This window comes from Paraeggerthella sp. LCP19S3_G8 (assembly GCF_052119225.1).
In the GTDB taxonomy this organism is placed as follows: Bacteria; Actinomycetota; Coriobacteriia; order Coriobacteriales; family Eggerthellaceae; genus Paraeggerthella; species Paraeggerthella hominis.
This window is the reverse complement of sequence record NZ_JBQKFQ010000012.1, coordinates 1-16,613: the sequence shown is the minus strand read 5'-3', so window position 1 is coordinate 16,613 and position 16,613 is coordinate 1. Positions and strand designations below refer to the sequence as shown.

Genomic DNA, 16,613 nt, shown 5'->3' with positions numbered 1-16,613 from the left:
TTGATCGTTGGGGCCGCTTCTTGTATCGGGGCGATGCGCGTTGCTCGCGTTTCGAAGCCCTCGCCCGGCTTGATTCTAGTATCATATTCATCGGAAGATCGTGCGCGGGTGGGCCGCGCCGCATACGGATAAGGAGCCGGGCATGGAGCAGTACAAGCAGGAGTTCATCGAGTTCATGGTGGAGAGCAAGGTGCTCAAGTTCGGCGAGTTCACGCTCAAGAGCGGCCGCAAGTCTCCTTTCTTCATGAACGCCGGCGCCTACGTGACGGGCGACCAGCTGCATCGTCTGGGTTTGTACTACGCCCGCGCCATCCATGACAATTTCGGCTTGGACTTCGACGTCGTGTTCGGTCCGGCCTACAAGGGCATCCCCCTGTCGGTGATTACCGCCATGGGCATTTCCGAGCTGTACGGCAAGGAAGTTCGCTATTGCTCCAACCGTAAGGAAGTCAAGGATCACGGCGCCGATGCGGGCAATCTGCTGGGATCCGACCTGCAAGACGGCGATCGCGTGGTCATGGTCGAGGACGTGACCACCTCCGGCAAGTCCATTGACGAAACGTATCCCGTGCTCAAGGGCGCGGCTGACGTGGACATCAAGGGGCTTATCGTGTCGCTCAACCGCATGGAAGTGGGGAAGGGCGGCGTTGTGACGGCTCAGCAAGAGGTTCAGGAGAAGTACGGGTTCCCCGTGGCGTCCATCGTCAGCATGGCCGAGGTCACCGAGTACCTGTACAACCGCGAAGTGCAGGGAGGCGTGGTCATCGACGACGCCGTGAAGACGGCGCTCGACGCGTATTACCAGCAGTACGGCGTGAAGTAGCCAAGTGCCCGCGGTTGCCGGTCCCGGTGTGCAGCGAAGGACGGGGATCGCTGCTGGATCGCTATCGGCAAGGGCCTTGCGCGCGAAAAACCGTCCTCGCTGGCAGCTTTTTGCGGTTTGAGGTCGTCGAGCCGGGCAGCGTTTTCATCGTTGCCCGGCTCGCTTTTTGTTTTACCTGGTCACGGCGGCGGATAGCTGAACCGCGCAGGCGCAAGCGCTTCTCCTGCGGAATCAAACGACCTCAAACCGTCAAAACCTGCCAGCGAGGACGGTTTTTCGCGCGCTGACAGTCGTAGAACGGCGGGGACCCTTCCCGGCAGCGAGGGCGGGACTTGCTATCTGCGGTTGCTCGCGCGCTTCATGCGCTGCGGAACGTGCGAGCAGCGTGCGAACGCCATCTTTCAAGCGCCCGAAGGCAGGCGTTGGCTTCGGAGGTAAATATCCTGCAAATTCGCGTTTCCGGTCGCTCGTCCGACGGCGGGGGTTTGCTAAGATTTGCCCGAACAAGAAACCTTGCCGCAGCGACGTGCGTTGGTCGCTCGGCGTATCCGCGAAAGGACCCCCCACCATGAACCCATCTTCGATCGGCATCGTGTTCGATTGCGACGGCACGTTGCTCGATTCGATGTGCGTGTGGCGCGAGATGGAAGCCGAGCTTGCGCGCCGCGCGGACGTGACGCTGACTGAGGACGACAAAGACGTGCTGACCACGCTCACCATTCCTGAATGCGGCGCCTTCTTCCATGAGCGATTCGGCTTGGGAGCGTCCGGGAAAGACGTGGAAAACATGGTCGACGAATTCATGCTGGACTTTTATCGCACGCGCGTCGAGGCTCGTGCGGGGGCGCTCGCGTTCGTGCAGGAACTTGCCAGCCGCGGGGTCCGCATGACCGTCGCATCTTCAAGCCCTCAGCTGTATTTGCAAGCTGGCCTGGAGCGTTGCGGGTTTGCTCCGTATTTTGACGCTATCGTGTCGGTGGATGACGTGAATGCGTCGAAGCGCGAACCCGCTGTTTGGGACCGCGCGCGCGAGCTCATGGGCACGCCGCGTTCGTTCACGTGGGGCATGGAGGATTCGGTGTACGCCGTGCACACGCTCAGAAAGGCGGGCTATCGCACGCTCGGCATCTACGACTGCGACGTTTCCGGCACGTACGAAGAACTCGTCGAATCATGCGATCATGCGGTTCGCACGTTCGACGAGTTGGAGGTGGAAGCGTTCTTGGCTTGGAACGAAGCTCGATAGCAAGCTGCATTGCGGAAGGTTAGCGCCAGGGGTCTTCCTGGTACGTGGGCTCCGGTGCGGGCGGTCGATCGCTGAAAGGGTCGTAGCCGTCGTCGTCTTCGGTTGCCGGGCGAATGAATGGATCCGCCTGCTTTTGGGCGGGGGCGGATCCATCGATCGTCTCCACGATCGGCGTCGATACCGGTCGCAGCGTGTAGTGCAAAACTCGCTCCTTCGCTTCGTCGTGTTGCTTACTCATGCGAAGAGTCCTCCTCGGTTCCCACTTTGTCCAGATCGTAGGGAGTGGTCTGGTAGACGTAGTAGTTCAGCCAATTCGTGTACAAAAGCTGCGCATGGGCGCGCCATGTTGCCGAGGGCTTTTGCGTTGGGTCGTCGTTGGGGAAGTAGTGCGCAGGCAGCGCCACCCCCATGCCCTTCGCCGCGTCTCGCTCGTATTCTTTCAGAAGCGTATCGTCGTCGTATTCGGGGTGGCCGAACGCGAAAAAGTGACGGCTGTCGACGCTCTTGGCAAGATACACGCCGGCTTCTTCCGATGTTGCGATCAGCTCGAGCTGCGGATGGGCCTCGATGTCTTCGGCTCGCACTTCGGTGTAGCGCGAATGCGGGGCGCGAAACGCGTCGTCGAATCCGCGAACCAAGGGCGACGAGGGCTTGTCCACCTGGTGCTCGAATACGCCTGACAGCTTGTTTTCCAGTTCGTGCTTCTGAATGCCGTAGTGATGGTAAATGCCCGCTTGCGCGCCCCAGCAGATATGGAACACTGAGTGCACGTTGGTCGTCGACCAATCCATGATAGCTGTCAGCTCGTCCCAATAATCCACATGCTCGAAGTCCAGCAGCTCTACGGGCGCACCCGTGATGATCATGCCGTCGTATCGCTTGTCTTTGATCTCGTCGAACGAGGTGTAGAACGTCGATAAGTGCTCGCCGGACACGTTTTTCGCCTCATGGCTGATGGTCTGCAGCAGCTCGACTTCGATTTGCAGCGGCGTGTTCGACAGCTTGCGCATGATTTGGGTTTCGGTGACGATCTTCGTGGGCATGAGGTTCAGTAGCAAGACCTTGAGCGGGCGAATGTCCTGATGCATGGCCCGGTACTCGGTCATGACGAAGATGTTCTCGCCTTCGAGGATGTCGGTGGCGGGCAGGGAATCGGGGATTCTGATGGGCATGATGACCTCGCAATCTCGTCTGCCGCTTCATGCGCTGCGGCGGCGCTCAAGGCCGAGTGTTTTGGCTGAGTGTATGATACCGGATAATCAGATGACCTACCTATCCGAAGAAGAGATAACGCGTTGTCGGAACGCCCCATTCCTTTTCCAACCTTCCTCGTTTTCCAGCCATGCCGCGTTCGTCCGGTCGTTCGTCGTGCATTGCGGGGCGAATCCGCCGGGGAAAATGGATACGATAGGGATGCGCTGCGACGTGCGGTGGTAATACGGTGCGAGACGGGAGGAAGCAATGGCGGGAATCGAAACGCTTATTGCGACGAAGGATACCGGGGAGCGTACGCTCTACTGTTTTTTGGCGGGAAGGTTGCGCCTGGAGCCTGAATACGCGCCGTTTGGCTACGACCGGATTCAGCTGTACCTGAACGTGCGCACCGAAAACGATGCGAACGCCGATGCCGCCTCCACCATTATCGCCGACGTCACGCTTACTCAGGGAGATTCCTCGGACGACCACGTGCGCATTATCGATTTCGTTACGCGCAAGGAGGACTTGGGCTGCGGCACGTTCGTACTGGAGGTGCTGTGCTTGATCGCCGATTACTACGGGTGCCGCGGAATCATGGGGGAGCTGTTCGAGGACGACCTGACGCGCAACAAGGAGAAGACGTTCGCGTTCTTCGGCAAACGTGGTTTCGAGGTCTTGTGCCAAGAAGATAACAAGGTTCATCCCTATCGCGTGCAGACCACTACGTATCGCGACCGCTTGCCGGAGGGTATCGTCCTTTCGCTTACGGGGTTGGAAAGCTGATTGCTTCACGTGGTTTCACGGCCCATGATCTGCCCATAGCAAATACTTTCTAGTCCTTCCTCGAACTCTTGAACGCCTGGTTACGCATTTGAGACTATGGCCCAAGAAGGTGATTCTTGAGACGAGGTGAGGATCATGGGGGAGGGTCTTGTGGCAGACGATCGGTCGTTGCTGGGGCGTGCTTTTTCCCTTGCGTCGAGAAAGTCGCAAACGCTCGAATCTATCGCGAAAGCCCTCGACGTTTCTCCCGAGGATCTGTCGTTGTGCTGGATCGTGCTCAATAAGCTGCGCCGCTGCCAGGGCAGAGCGCTGCCCGTTCCCTTCGCCGTGGAGCAATCTGCCGCAAGCACTGAAGCGCCGATGACGCAGAATTGGTACGCTCCCACATGGCTTTTGAGCAGCTTGCTTGAAACGTACCAGGTGAACGAAGGTTTGGCTGTTCACTACGCTCGCATTTTGTCGGATCCCGAGGGCGGGCATTACGAGTTGAACCTTGCGGCCGAAGAGGTTGCTGCTGCCGCGCGGTTGGAGTACGGCGCGTCCGACACCTTGCGGTTGAAGCGCGTGTGCGTTCAGGCATGCGAACCTGAAAACGGCGTTGAACTGCTTGTTTCTAATGCCGGAAACATCTTGCTGAACATCGAGGCGTATCGCGGCGAGCCGCTTTCCGCTTCGTTCATCGAGTCTTTGCATGCCAAGCTGGTCGAGGGCATTTCGATCAAAGAGGTATGCGGCGTCGAGTTTCTCGAAGCCGACGTTTCCGAGCGGCGTGCTTTGGCGCTGGAGTCGTTTTGCGCGACCTGCGAAGGAAACCACACACTGATCAACGCGCTTGTTTCTCTGTACTACTTCAAAACGTTTCGTCTCTTTCCGGCGGGGAATTCCGTACTCGCCTACATACTGTACTTTATCGTTTTGCATCGGGCTGGATACCACTTCTCCGCCCATATTCCCGTCCTTAAACTGCTGTACTCCGATGACGAAAACTTCGTCGAGGACCATTGCCTTTCCGGAACGCCCGAAGATCTGGCTGTGGCTTGCGACGGGTACTACGATTGGACGGGTTATTTTGAGCGGGCCGTCGCGCTTGTGGTGGACGAGCAGCGATGGACCATGACCAAGCTTGAGGGGATGCGGCGCCGGCGCGAGCGGCTTCGCCTCATTATCGACGCTGACGAGTCGCTGAACTATCGACAAAAGGCGGTCCTGCTCGAAGCCGTTCTGCACAGCAACGCCGAGTTCACGTACGCAATCCACGTCCATCGGTACGGGATATCCTATCCATGTGCTCGAAGTGATTTCGCCCGCCTTCTTGATCTGGGGTTTTTGCGGCAGCATGATGATGGTATTCGGCACTTTTTCGTGGCTTCCGAGAAGTTCCACCTCACGTTTCTGCCTTACTTGCAAGAACACTGCTCCGAGATGTTTCTTCGATACTATCGCGAAGACGGATCGCTCATAGATGAGTTCAAAAGCATCGAGGACGCGTCTCTTGAATACAACCGAGACGTAGGGTTTTACGAAAAGTCCCTGCTGGACAAGACCTATATCGAGCATTACGACCATCGTCGCGCTCAAATCGCAGAATCAGATGGCCCGCAAAGACGCGGACAGTCGAAGGGATAGCTGCGCCAAGCGGCTGCGAACCCATGGCACGAGGGAGGGGTTCGCGGCTTGCTGTGGCGCTGGCCTGCCAAAAGAGGACAACCGGAAGAAAGGAGAATCGGTTTTCGTTTCCCATTGCAAAGGAGGATTTCATGAAGAAAGAAGAATGCGCGGGTTCGCGCCATCGAAGCAAGCCGAAGTTGATCGCCTCCCTCGTGGCAGTAGCCATGGTCGCTTCGTTTGCCGCATGGGGGTGCAGCCCCAAACCTTCGTCGGACGAGCCGGATTCAACCGGGACGAAGGCGGAACCTGCAGCTAGTTCGGGTCCCGATCAGCTTGCAGCCTATAGCGGATTTCCCGAGTCGGGTCGCTTTGTGGACGGCATTGCGTCGTTGCCCGAGTTTTACCAGAACACCGAGAAGAACGACGCCAACGCCGAGTCTCGCTCTCCGCGTCGTTACACCGACCGCAACGGTTTTTTGGTGCAGCCGGTTCCTTCCGATGACATCGGATTCAACAACACCTACCTTGACGCAGACAAGCGCGGATGCACCTCGTGCCACACGCTCGAGAACGCGCTCATGAGCTTGCCAACGTACCATCGGCTTATTTTCTTTGGATACAACACCGAGCAGGGATACCAAAACTGCATCGCGTGCCATTCCGAATCCTACTCGGGAAACAAGCTGAGCGACCCCATCCATACGCTGCACATGGGCAGCCCCATGTTCGTCGACAAGGACGGCGGCACATGCCAGTCCTGCCATTACGTCGATGCGAAAACGGGGACGTTCGAGCGATGGGACGAAGTGAAGTACAACTTGTACAAAGGCATCACCGATCTGAAGGCCGACGAGGCAAAGCCTTCCATCTCGTACGACCAGACCACCATCACGCCGCCGGAAAACCGATTCTACAAGACCATCAAAGACGAGCCGAGCCAATGGTTGACCGATGATTCCCAGGTTGACGAATCCATCTACCAGAACTGGGTCGTTTCCATTGACGGCGATTGCGAGAATCCCGTCGAGATGACGCTGCCCGAAATGGAGCAGAAGTTCGGCACCGTGAAGCAGGTCATGAAGATGGACTGCACCATCAACGGCGTGGGTCAGGCTACCATCATGCAGAGCGAGGTGGAGGGTATTCCCGTATCTGCCATCATCGACTATGCGAAGCCCAAAGCGGGTGCCAACATTTTGAGCCCCATCAGCTCCGACGGATACGATTACGCTCAAATGAGCCTCGATTGGCTGCGCGACAACGACGCCATCATCGTGACCAAGATGGACGGCAAGCTGCTCCCCAATTCTCAAGGATATCCTTGCATGATCTGGGTGTATAAGACTTCGGGCGGCAACTTCACGAAGCGCATTTCCAACCTGACGTTCATGACGAAGCCCGCTGACGAACTCAATGACCAGCTGTACGTGGGCCAGTTCACCGACGATCGCACGGGCGAGATCTATTCCAAGCCCAACAGCGGCGTGCTGAACTACCCGACCGGCGTGGTCCTGTCGGGCGATGAGGCCAAGACCGTGCATTTGGAAGGCTTTGCCGATGCATGGGACGAGCCTATAAAGAAGGTCGAATTCTCCTTCGACCATGGAAAAACGTGGACGACGCTCGACACGCCCGACAACAATGCCGATTACTGGACGTATTGGCGCATGGACTTCACGCCGCCGTCTCCGGGTGCGTACCTGCTTGATATTCGCACCACCAGCGTAACGCCCGACGGAGCCGATCGTGTTTGCCAGTACAACACGCAATTCATGTTCACGGTAGAGTAGAGAGGAGTCGACATGAAAACGAAGATGCAGCACGGTCGCACGACGCTCTCCGCTTTGGCCGGTTTGACCATGGTTGCTTCGATGGCGGCCGCGCCGGTTGCTCTCGCGTCCGAGACGGATGCTTCGACATCGCGTCCCGCTGGCGAAAACGAGGCGCGGACCTACGGTGCGCCGATCGAGAACATGCAGGTCACCGATACTGTAGTCAAGGGCGAATTCTCGTATGACCAGGGTGCCATTACGCCGAACGCCCTCATCAAAACACTGTTTCAACGGGCTACGAACGCCTTGTGCGGAGCATCCGTCGATCTTGCGGTCGACAATCCCCTTGGTTGGCAGCTGTCGGTTTCAGGGGACGTGCAGTCAGCGTTCACCGCTTCGGTTGGCGATCTTGCCAAGGAGGAGTCCACGAACAAGGTGATGTCATGCACCTGCGGCGGGAATCCGGTTGGCGGGCGCGCAACCATCACGGCCGACGTGAAGGGCATTCCCGTGGAGCACGTGCTAAGCCGTGCGTCCGTGCAGCCGGGAGCGAACACGGTGACGTTCGTTTCTTCCGACGGTACCGAAGTCTCGTTCTCTTTGGGCTACGTGCTGGGGCATCATGCGGTGCTGAGCTATCAGATCAACGACGAAGATCTGTCCGCTTCCGTAGGCGGCAATAACCAGCTTTGGATGACGAAAACGCCTGCAAACTACTTCGTTCGCGACATTGCGAGCATCGTGGTCTCCACGCAGGAGCAGCCTCCTGCGGATCCAGGGTTTTCCGACGCTCACCCCAACAGCCCCAATATTGGCGTGTTGGCAGGCGTTCAGGAATAGGTGGAGCCATGATCGTTCCTATGCAGGTGGAGGCCGGGAAGCCGGTGACGTTGAGCGGATACGCCGAAGACTACGGAAACCAGATTTCATCGGTGCAGTTTTCGTTGGACAACGGTCGGAACTGGACTACGTTCGACGTTTCCGACTCTGCTCCCGAATTGTCCGTTCAATGGAGCTTCTCGTACACGCCGCCTAAGCCTGGTTTCTATCGTCTGCTGGTTCGATCTGTTGCCGAGGACGGGACGGCGAGTCCCCTGGCCGACGTAGCGGAGTTCACGGCTACCTGATGAAATTGCTTGGCGGATTGCCGGAACGGCCCCGGATCGTCCGGGGCCGTTTCTATGCGTTTGAAAACAGATAGCCCGGTTATTCCATAAACAGATTGCAGGTTATCGGAAAGACACGGCTACCAAGCGCGTCGCAGTGCTCGGTATAATGAGCCGGACACATTTCCCGGACCCTTGCGATGAGGAGCCTTTATGAGTGAAAGCATAAGCACGACCTGCGTACAGGGGGGCTACCGTCCCGGCGACGGCGAACCTCGACAGATTCCCATTTACCAGTCCACCACCTGGAAATACGATACGAGCGAGCACATGGGCAAGCTGTTCGACTTGGAAGAAGCAGGGTATTTCTATACGCGTCTGCAAAATCCCACCAACGATTTCGTGGCGGCCAAGATCGCCGAGCTTGAGGGCGGCACGGCGGCTATGCTCACTTCGTCGGGGCAGGCGGCAAACTTTTTCGCGGTGTTCAACATCGCCGGTTGCGGCGACCATATTGTGGCCAGTTCGGCAATCTACGGCGGTACTTACAATTTGCTGGCAGTCACCATGAAGCGCATGGGACTGGAGTGCACGTTCGTGTCTCCCGATTGCACCGACGAAGAGCTCGAGGCTGCTTTCCGTCCGAACACGAAGGCCGTATTCGGAGAAACCATCGCAAACCCCGCCTTGTCCGTGCTTGACATCGAGCGTTTTGCCGCGGCGGCACATGCGCACGGCGTGCCGCTTATCGTGGACAACACGTTCCCCACGCCGGTGAACTGCCGTCCCATTGAGTGGGGCGCCGACATCGTCACCCATTCCACCACGAAGTACATGGACGGCCACGGAGCGAGCGTCGGCGGGGCTATCGTTGATTCTGGAAGGTTCGACTGGACCGCGCATGCTGACAAGTTCCCCGGTTTGTGCGAACCGGACGAAAGCTACCACGGAGTAACGTACACCGAGCGTTTCGGCTTGGCCGGTGCGTTCATCACGAAGGCGACGGCGCAGCTCATGCGCGATTTCGGGTGCACGCAGTCGCCGCAAAACGCCTTCCTCGTCAATATGGGGTTGGAAAGTCTGCACCTGCGCATGGCGCAGCACAATGCCAACGGGCTTGCGCTGGCCGAATTCTTGGCGGAGCATCCAAAAGTGGCGTGGGTGCGCTATCCGGGCCTCAAGGGCGATGCCGAATACGAACTTGCCCAGAAGTACCTTTCCCATGGCGCAAGCGGCGTGGTCAGCTTTGGCGTTGCCGGCGGTCGGGCGGCAGCGGAGACGTTCATGAAAAACCTCAAGTTGGCCCAGATCGCCACGCACGTGGCGGATGCGCGGACCTGCGTGTTGCATCCGGCGAACGCGACGCATCGCCAAATGAACGATGCGGAGCTGGCGGCTGCCGGCATCACCGCCGATCTCATTCGCTTGTCGTGCGGTATCGAAGGCACGGGCGATCTTGTCGCCGATGTCGAACAGGCTCTTGCCGCAGTGTAGACGTGCCGCATTTTAGGCAAGCGAGAAGAATTCCAAGCATCGCGAAACGCAGGACGCTCGAAAAACGAGCGCCTGCGTTTCTTTTTCGGCGAGGCAGAGTTCGAAATCGGACGGCTTCTTGCTGAATTCCCCTCCGGTCGACGGCCAAGGCTCGGTATACTGTTTTTCATGGAAAACCGCAAAGAGCATATGGTCGCGCTGTCTGATATCCCCGTCGAGTTTGCCCAGTTGAAGTGCACTGACGAGGGGATAAGGCCACTTGTTGCCAACGATGAGTTTTTCGCTTTGATGGGTTGCGTTCGCGCGCCCGGAGAGCTTTATCCCGAAGCCCTGCTTGCCACGTCTGGCTGGGATCAGTTTTCCGAGCGCCTGCGGATTGGCATCGAAGCGGGCGAAACCATAATCGAAATCGAAGTTCCTCAAGAAACCCTTGACGGATCCGTCCTCCGGGTTCGAACGCGTTGCAAGTACGACCCCGATCGACGAATCGCCTCATGCAGCGTACTGGACGTGACGTCGTGGCTGGAGACGCGCAGACGCTTGCGCATGAGCGAGGATGCCTTTCGGGTCGCCGTCGAAATGAGCGGCAAGATCATTGCGGTTTTCGACACCGTCGAGCGAGCGCTGCTTTTGCAGAATGTTTCCGGCGGAAGGCTGATCGAGCCTATCCGCTACGAGGACGTTCCCGATAGTCTGGTAACGCGAGGGCTGGTTGCCCCCGAAGGGGTCGATGCATTTTTGGGGCTGTACCACGATATCGATAGGGGCGTTCCTCATGGAACGGCGGTCATCCGCATGCGCAGGTCTGTTTCCGGCGATTTTCGGTGGTATCAGGTTGATTATACGCTGGTGACCGATGATGAGGGCAATCCCGCTTCAGCGGTTATCTCGTTTTGGGACGTGACCGAGCGGCGCGAGCTCGAGCACGCGCAGAAGACGCGTGCGGAACGGGATTCCTTGACAGGCGTTTTGAACCGGGCTACGTTCGAGGCGCTGTCCTCTCAGCTTATCCGGGAATCAGAAGACCAGGTCAACCATGCTTTCATTATGGCCGATCTGGATGGCTTCAAGATGACGAACGATTCGCTCGGCCATGCGGTGGGCGACCTTGTGCTGGTGTGGTCGGTAGAGGCGCTTTCCGAGGCCGTTCGCCATGGCGATATGGTTGGGCGCATAGGCGGCGACGAGTTCATGGTGTGCTTGCGCGGCATTTCGTCGCGCGAGGTCATCGAGGCCATTGCGCGGCGCATGTGCGCGGCCGTGTCGGAGATGGCCGCCAACGATCCGCGACGCCGAGACTATCCTACCGTGAGCTTGGGCATCGCTCGGTTCCCGCGCGACGGCGCCACATACGAAGAGCTGTACCGCAACGCCGATGCGGCCATGTACCGAGCCAAGCGCAGCGGCGGCAACACGTGGGAGTTCTTCTCGTAAATCGTTCGCCCTCCCAGGCTTGCGGTCCTATTCCCAGCCCGGCTTTCCAACTCCTCCTTGCTCGATGGTGTCGAGCAACCCTTGACGATCGAATACGCCCACCTTGCGGTAGATATTGCTTACATGGTGCTTCGCGGTGCCCTGGGCGATGGACAATTCGTCGCAGATATAGCGGACCGTACGTCCGCGCGCCAGCAGGACCAGCACTTCTCCTTCGCGGTTCGTCAGTCGGCACATTGCCGCGATGCGCGCGCATTTTTGCTCAAGGCTCGTGTCGGTCGCTGTGCGCGGCGTGGCATACAGTCTCTGCACGTCGGTCTGCGTGAAAAACAGCATGCCCACCAATGTCAGAATGAGCACGCCTACAAGGAACACGTCGGTTCTCAAGGCGCCGGACCATATCGATGGCTGTTGCAGCACGTCAGCGGCGAACGATCCCGCAAGCGTGCCCGTTCGCGCGCAGAAGATGACCAGCCCGAACGAAAGCGCCACGGGAATGCGCGCGCGGAAAGCAACGTCGGTAGATACCAGCATCATGAACATATCCAGGCAGTACACACCCATGATGATGAGCCCCGCTCCTATAAAGCGATAAGGGGCGGATAGAAGAAGCAAGAGGACAAGGCCTGCTACCATGGCGGGAATAACGGGACGGTACAACGCGATGGGCTCGGCGAACGACGGTGCCGCCACCATGGAAAGCGTGATGGCGCCTATGCCGCCTCCTGCCAAAATGAGCGCTTTCGCGATGAACGAAGCGTCTCCGTCGGCAAACGTGTTGGCCATTCCCTGCGACATGCCGTACACAACGCTTATGATAAGGATGCATGTGAGGACCCGAGGTACCGGTATTGTTTTTATATCAAGCGGCAGCACGGAAGGCTCTCTGCGCGGTTCCTTTTTACAGGCTTTCAAAACGGCTGCCGACACCAGGGGCATTGCGGCGTTGAAGGCTACGGCTGCCCACTGCGGAAGCGCGTATGCTGCGAAAAACAGCGCGAAGGCAAACGTGTACGACACGTATAGATGACGCCCTACGCGGCCGGTGGCAAGCGCGCTCCATAATTCTCCCCACATGACAAGCAGCAACGCATTGCCGAACGCTACGGCGAGCGCCCCTGCTAAAAATGCAGAGAAGCCAATCGGACCGACCCCGAACGTCAGGGCGAGGGGGATGACGACCGATCCTGTTGCGGTCAGCCCTCCTGCGGCTGCAAAGCAGCTACGTCGGGTGAGAAACGGGGCGTGCCACCGAGCTGCGAGCATTACGGCTAGGTATCCCATCGCGGTAAGAGCGAGTATCCATAGCAAAGCATTGCCGGCGAAAGAGAATCGTTCTGCATCGGGAATGAGCGTGGCGGTGCACATGCTGATCATTTGCCAAGCCTGCCAGAATCCCAGGCCCAGCAAACGCCATCCTGAGAATCGCTCGCCCTCTTGGTTCAACCGTGCTTCGCCCATGCGTACTCCGTTTCGCTTCCCCCTGGCCTCCCTCTTCAAAGCTAGCAAAACCGTGGGACAGGTGCAAGTTGCGTGCGGGAAATCCTATGGTCCGATGTGGCCCATAAGCCGTTTTCCTGCGAAAATGGGCCGCTTTGTTCGATGACTGCGCATCCCGGAAGACCCATGATGACCTCAAGCGCAGACGGAGGGATCTGCGAATGAATCGAAAGGGGTTCGTATGTCCGAGCATGTGAAAAGCGGCCTATCGCGCCGTGCGTTTCTAGGCCTGGGTGCTACGGCTGCCGTTGCAGCGGGCGCAGCGGGTCTTGCTGGTTGTGCGCCTGCGGCGGGCGGGGCGTCAGACTCGAAGGCTTCTACGACGGATGATTCCGCCGCAGGGAAGTCTGCGTACGCTTGGGAAGTTGCGCCGGAGCCCATTACCGATATCGCGTCCACGGTAGACACGGACATCTTGGTTATCGGTGCGGGCCTGGCCGGATGCGCGACCGCTGCGGCGGCTGCCGAAAAAGGCGGCAAGGTCACGGTGGTCGAGAAGACGTCCAGTTGGAACGGCCGCGGTGGCGGCTTCGGCGCCATAAACTCGCACTACATGGACGAACTGGGCATCAAGGTCGATCGCGTGAACGCCAAGCAGCACTGGATCGCGCAGTGCGCAAGCCGTGCGAACGAAGATTTGATTTCCAAGTTCTTCAACCATTCCGAAGAAGCATCGAACTGGCTTTTGGCCAAGGCTGAAGCGTTGGGCGGTTCGGCCATGGTAGGCGCGTTCTACAGCCATGACGACGTGTACGCCGAGCAGCCGGGTTACCACATGCTCCGAATCCCCGAGGAAGCCGGCCTCAAGTCCACCGGGTTCGCCGGCGCCGAGCTGTGCTACAACGACGCCGTGCGCGATGGCGCCCAGTTCGTCTTCGACGCGCCGGCCGTGCAGCTGGTAAAAGACGGCTCTCGGGTGACGGGCTGCATCTGCGAGACGAAGGACGGCTACGTGCAGTACAACGCAAGCAAGGGCGTAGTGCTGTGCACGGGCGACATCGGCGGCGATGCGGAGATGGTCAAGGCGTACGCGCCGATCTGCGCCGAGTACGGACAGCCGCGCAGCCAGTACACCCCGATGGGCGTGAACACGGGCGACGGCCACAAGATGGGCATGTGGGCCGGTGCGCAGCTGCAGGACCTGCCGCTTCCCACGATGATGCATCCGCAGGCGTTTTGCTGGTTCCACGGGCCGTTCCTGTTCGTGAACGACAACGGCGAGCGCTTCATGTGCGAAGATACCTGGGTGCAAGGCAAGTCGCTCGCCATCAATCGCCAGCCAAACGGCGAAGCGTGGTCCGTGTTCGACGCCAACTGGAAGACCGACCTGGTGAACGGTCTGCCCTACGGCGGCGGTATGTTCTGGGATTCGTTCCGCCCCTACGGCAGCGACCTGGAGCTGGCTCCGCAGTACTTCGAGACGCAAATCCCCAAGTACATCGAGCAGGGCATTGCCTATCAGGCAGACACTCTGGACGACCTTGCCAAGAAGATCGGCTGCGACGCCGCTGCGCTCAAGGCCACGGTCGATCGCTACAACGGCATGTGCGAAGCGGGCGAGGACACCGACTACTACAAGAAGCCCGTGTTCCTGACCCCCGTGAAGGAAGGCCCGTTCTACGCGCTCAAAGTCGGCCCGGCATTGCTTGCCATCCCGGGCGGCCTGCGCACGAACGTCGACTTCCAGTGTCTCGATGCGGAAGGCAAGGCCATCGAAGGCCTTTACGCGCTCGGCAATGTGCAAGGCGACATCTGCGCGGTTGACTATCCCATCAACGTTGCCGGCAACAGCCACGGTCGCTGCATCACGTACGGTTACGTTTTGGGACACGAGTTGGCTCAGGCATAGGCCTTTCCGCCAATCCGATTTCCCGGCCCCTCCCTCGGTCCCTCGCGCTTCGGCGCGGGGGACCGCTTGCGTGTCCGACGTCGCCCTGCAGAGCGGATCGTTGCCCGCGTTGCCTGCCCAGGTGCTCGGCCGTTCTTTCTTTATGCAAATAGCGCGCAGCGTCATGATTATTCGTTGACTTCTGGGGTATTCCCTGTTTACAATGCAAAGGTTCGCTTTCGAAAGCCCCGTGCATGCAGTAAGAAGCGGGAGCGCGAACCGGGGAGTCCAGACCTTAGGTTGCGCGTCGGCGTAGGAACCCGACATCCGATCTACCTGCACTTTTGAAACCGATCATTCGCCGCGAAGCGGTTGGTTCGCTTTGGCGAGCCGCTGAAGAGCGACGGAAATCCCGCCCCGCACGGCGGGGTAGGACAGGATTTTGGAGGAAGATAGTGAAGACGTATTACGCGAAGCCCAACGAAGTTGAGCGCGAGTGGGTCTTGATCGACGCAGAGAACCAGGTTCTCGGTCGCGTCGCTGCAAAGGCTGCTCATATTCTCAAGGGCAAGCACAAGCCGCAGTACACGCCGCATGTCGACACCGGTGACTTCGTGGTCATCATCAACGTGGACAAGATCCGCGTGACGGGCACGAAGGCTCAGTCCAAGAGCTATTACCGTCACAGTGGTTTCCCCGGCGGGCTGAAGTCCGAGACCTTTGAAGAGGCCATGGCAAAGCATCCCGAGCGCGTTATCGAGCATGCTGTCAAGGGCATGCTGCCGAAGAACACGCTTGGTCGCGCCATGGGCAAGAAGCTCAAGGTGTACACGGGTGCGGAGCATCCGCACATGGCTCAGCAGCCCCGCAAGATCGAGATGGAGGGTTAACCCATGGCAGGTGAAGCTTTGTACTACGGCACCGGCCGTCGCAAGAACGCTGTTGCGCGCGTGCGCCTCGTTCCCGGCACCGGCAAGATGACCATCAACGGCCGCGAAGCTGCGCAGTACTTCGGTCGCGAGGCTTTGGTCGATTACGCCAAGACGCCGTTCAAGGTTACGGATACGGTGGACCACTTCGACGTTATCGCCATTCTGAACGGTGGCGGCATCTCGGGTCAGGCCGGCGCTCTGCGTCACGGCATCTCCCGCGCGCTGCTTTCCGCTGGCGATTATCGCGCCGAGCTCAAGAAGGCTGGCTTCCTGACGCGCGACTCCCGTATGGTGGAGCGCAAGAAGTACGGTCTCAAGAAGGCCCGCAAGCGCCCGCAGTTCTCGAAGCGCTAAGTCGTATTTGCGAACAGCAGTCTTTGCAAAGCCCGTCTCGTTCGAGGCGGGCTTTTTCTGTATATAGGTAGGACGAGACTGCGGACGGGTGAAGCTATGCGATTTCGCGCGATTCCCGAAAAGGGCCTTGCGCCGCGTCCCGGCTTCCCGTAATATGCTCCCTCCGCGCTTCCCGAGGGGAGGGCGCGGCTGCAACCCGCGGTTCCTCGCAAGGCGGACGAAGCCTCGACGGGAACGGGCCGAAGAACTTTTTCGAAAAAAGTTCTTGACGCCGGGCGGTGGCACGGGTAGTATATCTCCTTGCGCTTCGGGCTTCGGCTTGAAGCGGAGAACCTTGAAAACCGGATACTGAGAAGCAGAACAAGCGAGAAAAAAGCCAAGTGAACGGATCCGCATGAGACGGACCCCGGCCGGCCGCGGACCCCTCGGGGGAGCGGGCGGCGGGAAACCAAGATCGAACGCGGCAGCGATGCCGCACTCTTTTAAACGGAGAGTTTGATCCTGGCTCAGGATGAACGCTGGCGGCGTGCCTAACA

The 16,613-nt window shown here is 59.0% G+C and carries 16 protein-coding genes; 12 read left to right on the top strand and 4 right to left on the bottom strand.

Annotated elements, in window-relative coordinates; all coding sequences use genetic code 11:
• Positions 1–142: 142 nt before the first annotated feature.
• Positions 143–823 carry an orotate phosphoribosyltransferase gene (gene pyrE, locus ACTQZK_RS11510; protein ID WP_418831650.1) on the top strand — a complete coding sequence of 227 codons (681 nt, stop codon included), beginning with the start codon at positions 143–145 and terminating at the stop codon, positions 821–823.
• Positions 824–1,391: 568 nt separating this feature from the next.
• Entirely contained in the window at positions 1,392–2,069 is a 678-nt protein-coding gene (locus tag ACTQZK_RS11505; protein WP_441899683.1) for an HAD family hydrolase, read from the top strand.
• A gap of 19 nt (positions 2,070–2,088) precedes the next feature.
• Here ACTQZK_RS11505 and ACTQZK_RS11500 read toward each other — a convergent pair whose 3' ends face one another.
• Together ACTQZK_RS11500 and metA are read right to left on the bottom strand one after the other, a co-directional pair.
• Positions 2,089–2,307, bottom strand: a complete 219-nt coding sequence (locus tag ACTQZK_RS11500) for a hypothetical protein (protein WP_441899682.1) — start codon at positions 2,305–2,307, stop codon at positions 2,089–2,091.
• Positions 2,300–3,241, bottom strand: coding sequence for a homoserine O-acetyltransferase MetA (gene metA, locus ACTQZK_RS11495; RefSeq protein ID WP_114567829.1), 942 nt, complete (start codon positions 3,239–3,241; stop codon positions 2,300–2,302). Before metA ends, ACTQZK_RS11500 begins: the two co-directional genes overlap by 8 nt.
• Before the next feature lie 289 nt (positions 3,242–3,530).
• Between metA and ACTQZK_RS11490 the strand changes: the two genes are divergently transcribed.
• The 6 genes from ACTQZK_RS11490 (at position 3,531) to ACTQZK_RS11465 (ending at position 10,029) form a co-directional block, all read left to right on the top strand.
• The gene (locus tag ACTQZK_RS11490; protein ID WP_114567828.1) at positions 3,531–4,049 is read left to right on the top strand and encodes a hypothetical protein; all 519 of its coding nucleotides are present in this window, start codon (positions 3,531–3,533) and stop codon (positions 4,047–4,049) included.
• Positions 4,050–4,184: 135 nt separating this feature from the next.
• Complete coding sequence (locus tag ACTQZK_RS11485; RefSeq protein WP_225749799.1) at positions 4,185–5,675, top strand: hypothetical protein; 1,491 nt, start codon at positions 4,185–4,187, stop codon at positions 5,673–5,675.
• A 131-nt stretch (positions 5,676–5,806) separates the two neighbouring features.
• Complete coding sequence (locus ACTQZK_RS11480) at positions 5,807–7,447, top strand: molybdopterin-dependent oxidoreductase (RefSeq protein ID WP_114567826.1); 1,641 nt, start codon at positions 5,807–5,809, stop codon at positions 7,445–7,447.
• Positions 7,448–7,459: 12 nt separating this feature from the next.
• On the top strand, positions 7,460–8,269 hold the full coding sequence (locus tag ACTQZK_RS11475) for a molybdopterin-dependent oxidoreductase (RefSeq protein WP_441899681.1): 810 nt from the start codon (positions 7,460–7,462) through the stop codon (positions 8,267–8,269).
• A gap of 8 nt (positions 8,270–8,277) precedes the next feature.
• Positions 8,278–8,556: an Ig-like domain-containing protein gene (locus tag ACTQZK_RS11470; RefSeq protein WP_216529230.1), complete on the top strand. Its 279-nt coding sequence runs from the start codon at positions 8,278–8,280 to the stop codon at positions 8,554–8,556.
• A 192-nt stretch (positions 8,557–8,748) separates the two neighbouring features.
• Positions 8,749–10,029: an O-acetylhomoserine aminocarboxypropyltransferase/cysteine synthase family protein gene (locus ACTQZK_RS11465; RefSeq protein WP_441899680.1), complete on the top strand. Its 1,281-nt coding sequence runs from the start codon at positions 8,749–8,751 to the stop codon at positions 10,027–10,029.
• Positions 10,030–10,041: 12 nt separating this feature from the next.
• On the opposite strand, the gene ACTQZK_RS11460 is transcribed toward ACTQZK_RS11465, so the two are convergent.
• Positions 10,042–10,452 (bottom strand): hypothetical protein, encoded by a 411-nt coding sequence (locus tag ACTQZK_RS11460; RefSeq protein WP_441899679.1) that lies wholly within the window; start codon positions 10,450–10,452, stop codon positions 10,042–10,044.
• 123 nt (positions 10,453–10,575) lie between these two features.
• On the opposite strand from ACTQZK_RS11460, the gene ACTQZK_RS11455 reads away from it, so the two are divergent.
• Positions 10,576–11,463, top strand: a complete 888-nt coding sequence (locus ACTQZK_RS11455; protein ID WP_441899678.1) for a GGDEF domain-containing protein — start codon at positions 10,576–10,578, stop codon at positions 11,461–11,463.
• A 27-nt stretch (positions 11,464–11,490) separates the two neighbouring features.
• Here the strand turns inward: ACTQZK_RS11455 and ACTQZK_RS11450 are convergent, their stop codons facing one another.
• Positions 11,491–12,924, bottom strand: a complete 1,434-nt coding sequence (locus tag ACTQZK_RS11450; RefSeq protein WP_225749804.1) for a helix-turn-helix transcriptional regulator — start codon at positions 12,922–12,924, stop codon at positions 11,491–11,493.
• A 220-nt stretch (positions 12,925–13,144) separates the two neighbouring features.
• Here ACTQZK_RS11450 and ACTQZK_RS11445 point away from each other — a divergent pair, with 220 nt between their 5' ends.
• The 3 genes from ACTQZK_RS11445 to rpsI all read left to right on the top strand — a co-directional run bounded on the left by ACTQZK_RS11445 (position 13,145) and on the right by rpsI (position 16,077).
• Positions 13,145–14,812 (top strand): FAD-dependent oxidoreductase, encoded by a 1,668-nt coding sequence (locus tag ACTQZK_RS11445; RefSeq protein WP_114567820.1) that lies wholly within the window; start codon positions 13,145–13,147, stop codon positions 14,810–14,812.
• Between the two features lie 434 nt (positions 14,813–15,246).
• On the top strand, positions 15,247–15,681 hold the full coding sequence (gene rplM / locus ACTQZK_RS11440) for a 50S ribosomal protein L13 (protein WP_114567819.1): 435 nt from the start codon (positions 15,247–15,249) through the stop codon (positions 15,679–15,681).
• Positions 15,682–15,684: 3 nt separating this feature from the next.
• On the top strand, positions 15,685–16,077 hold the full coding sequence (gene rpsI, locus ACTQZK_RS11435) for a 30S ribosomal protein S9 (RefSeq protein WP_114567818.1): 393 nt from the start codon (positions 15,685–15,687) through the stop codon (positions 16,075–16,077).
• Positions 16,078–16,613 lie beyond the last annotated feature (536 nt).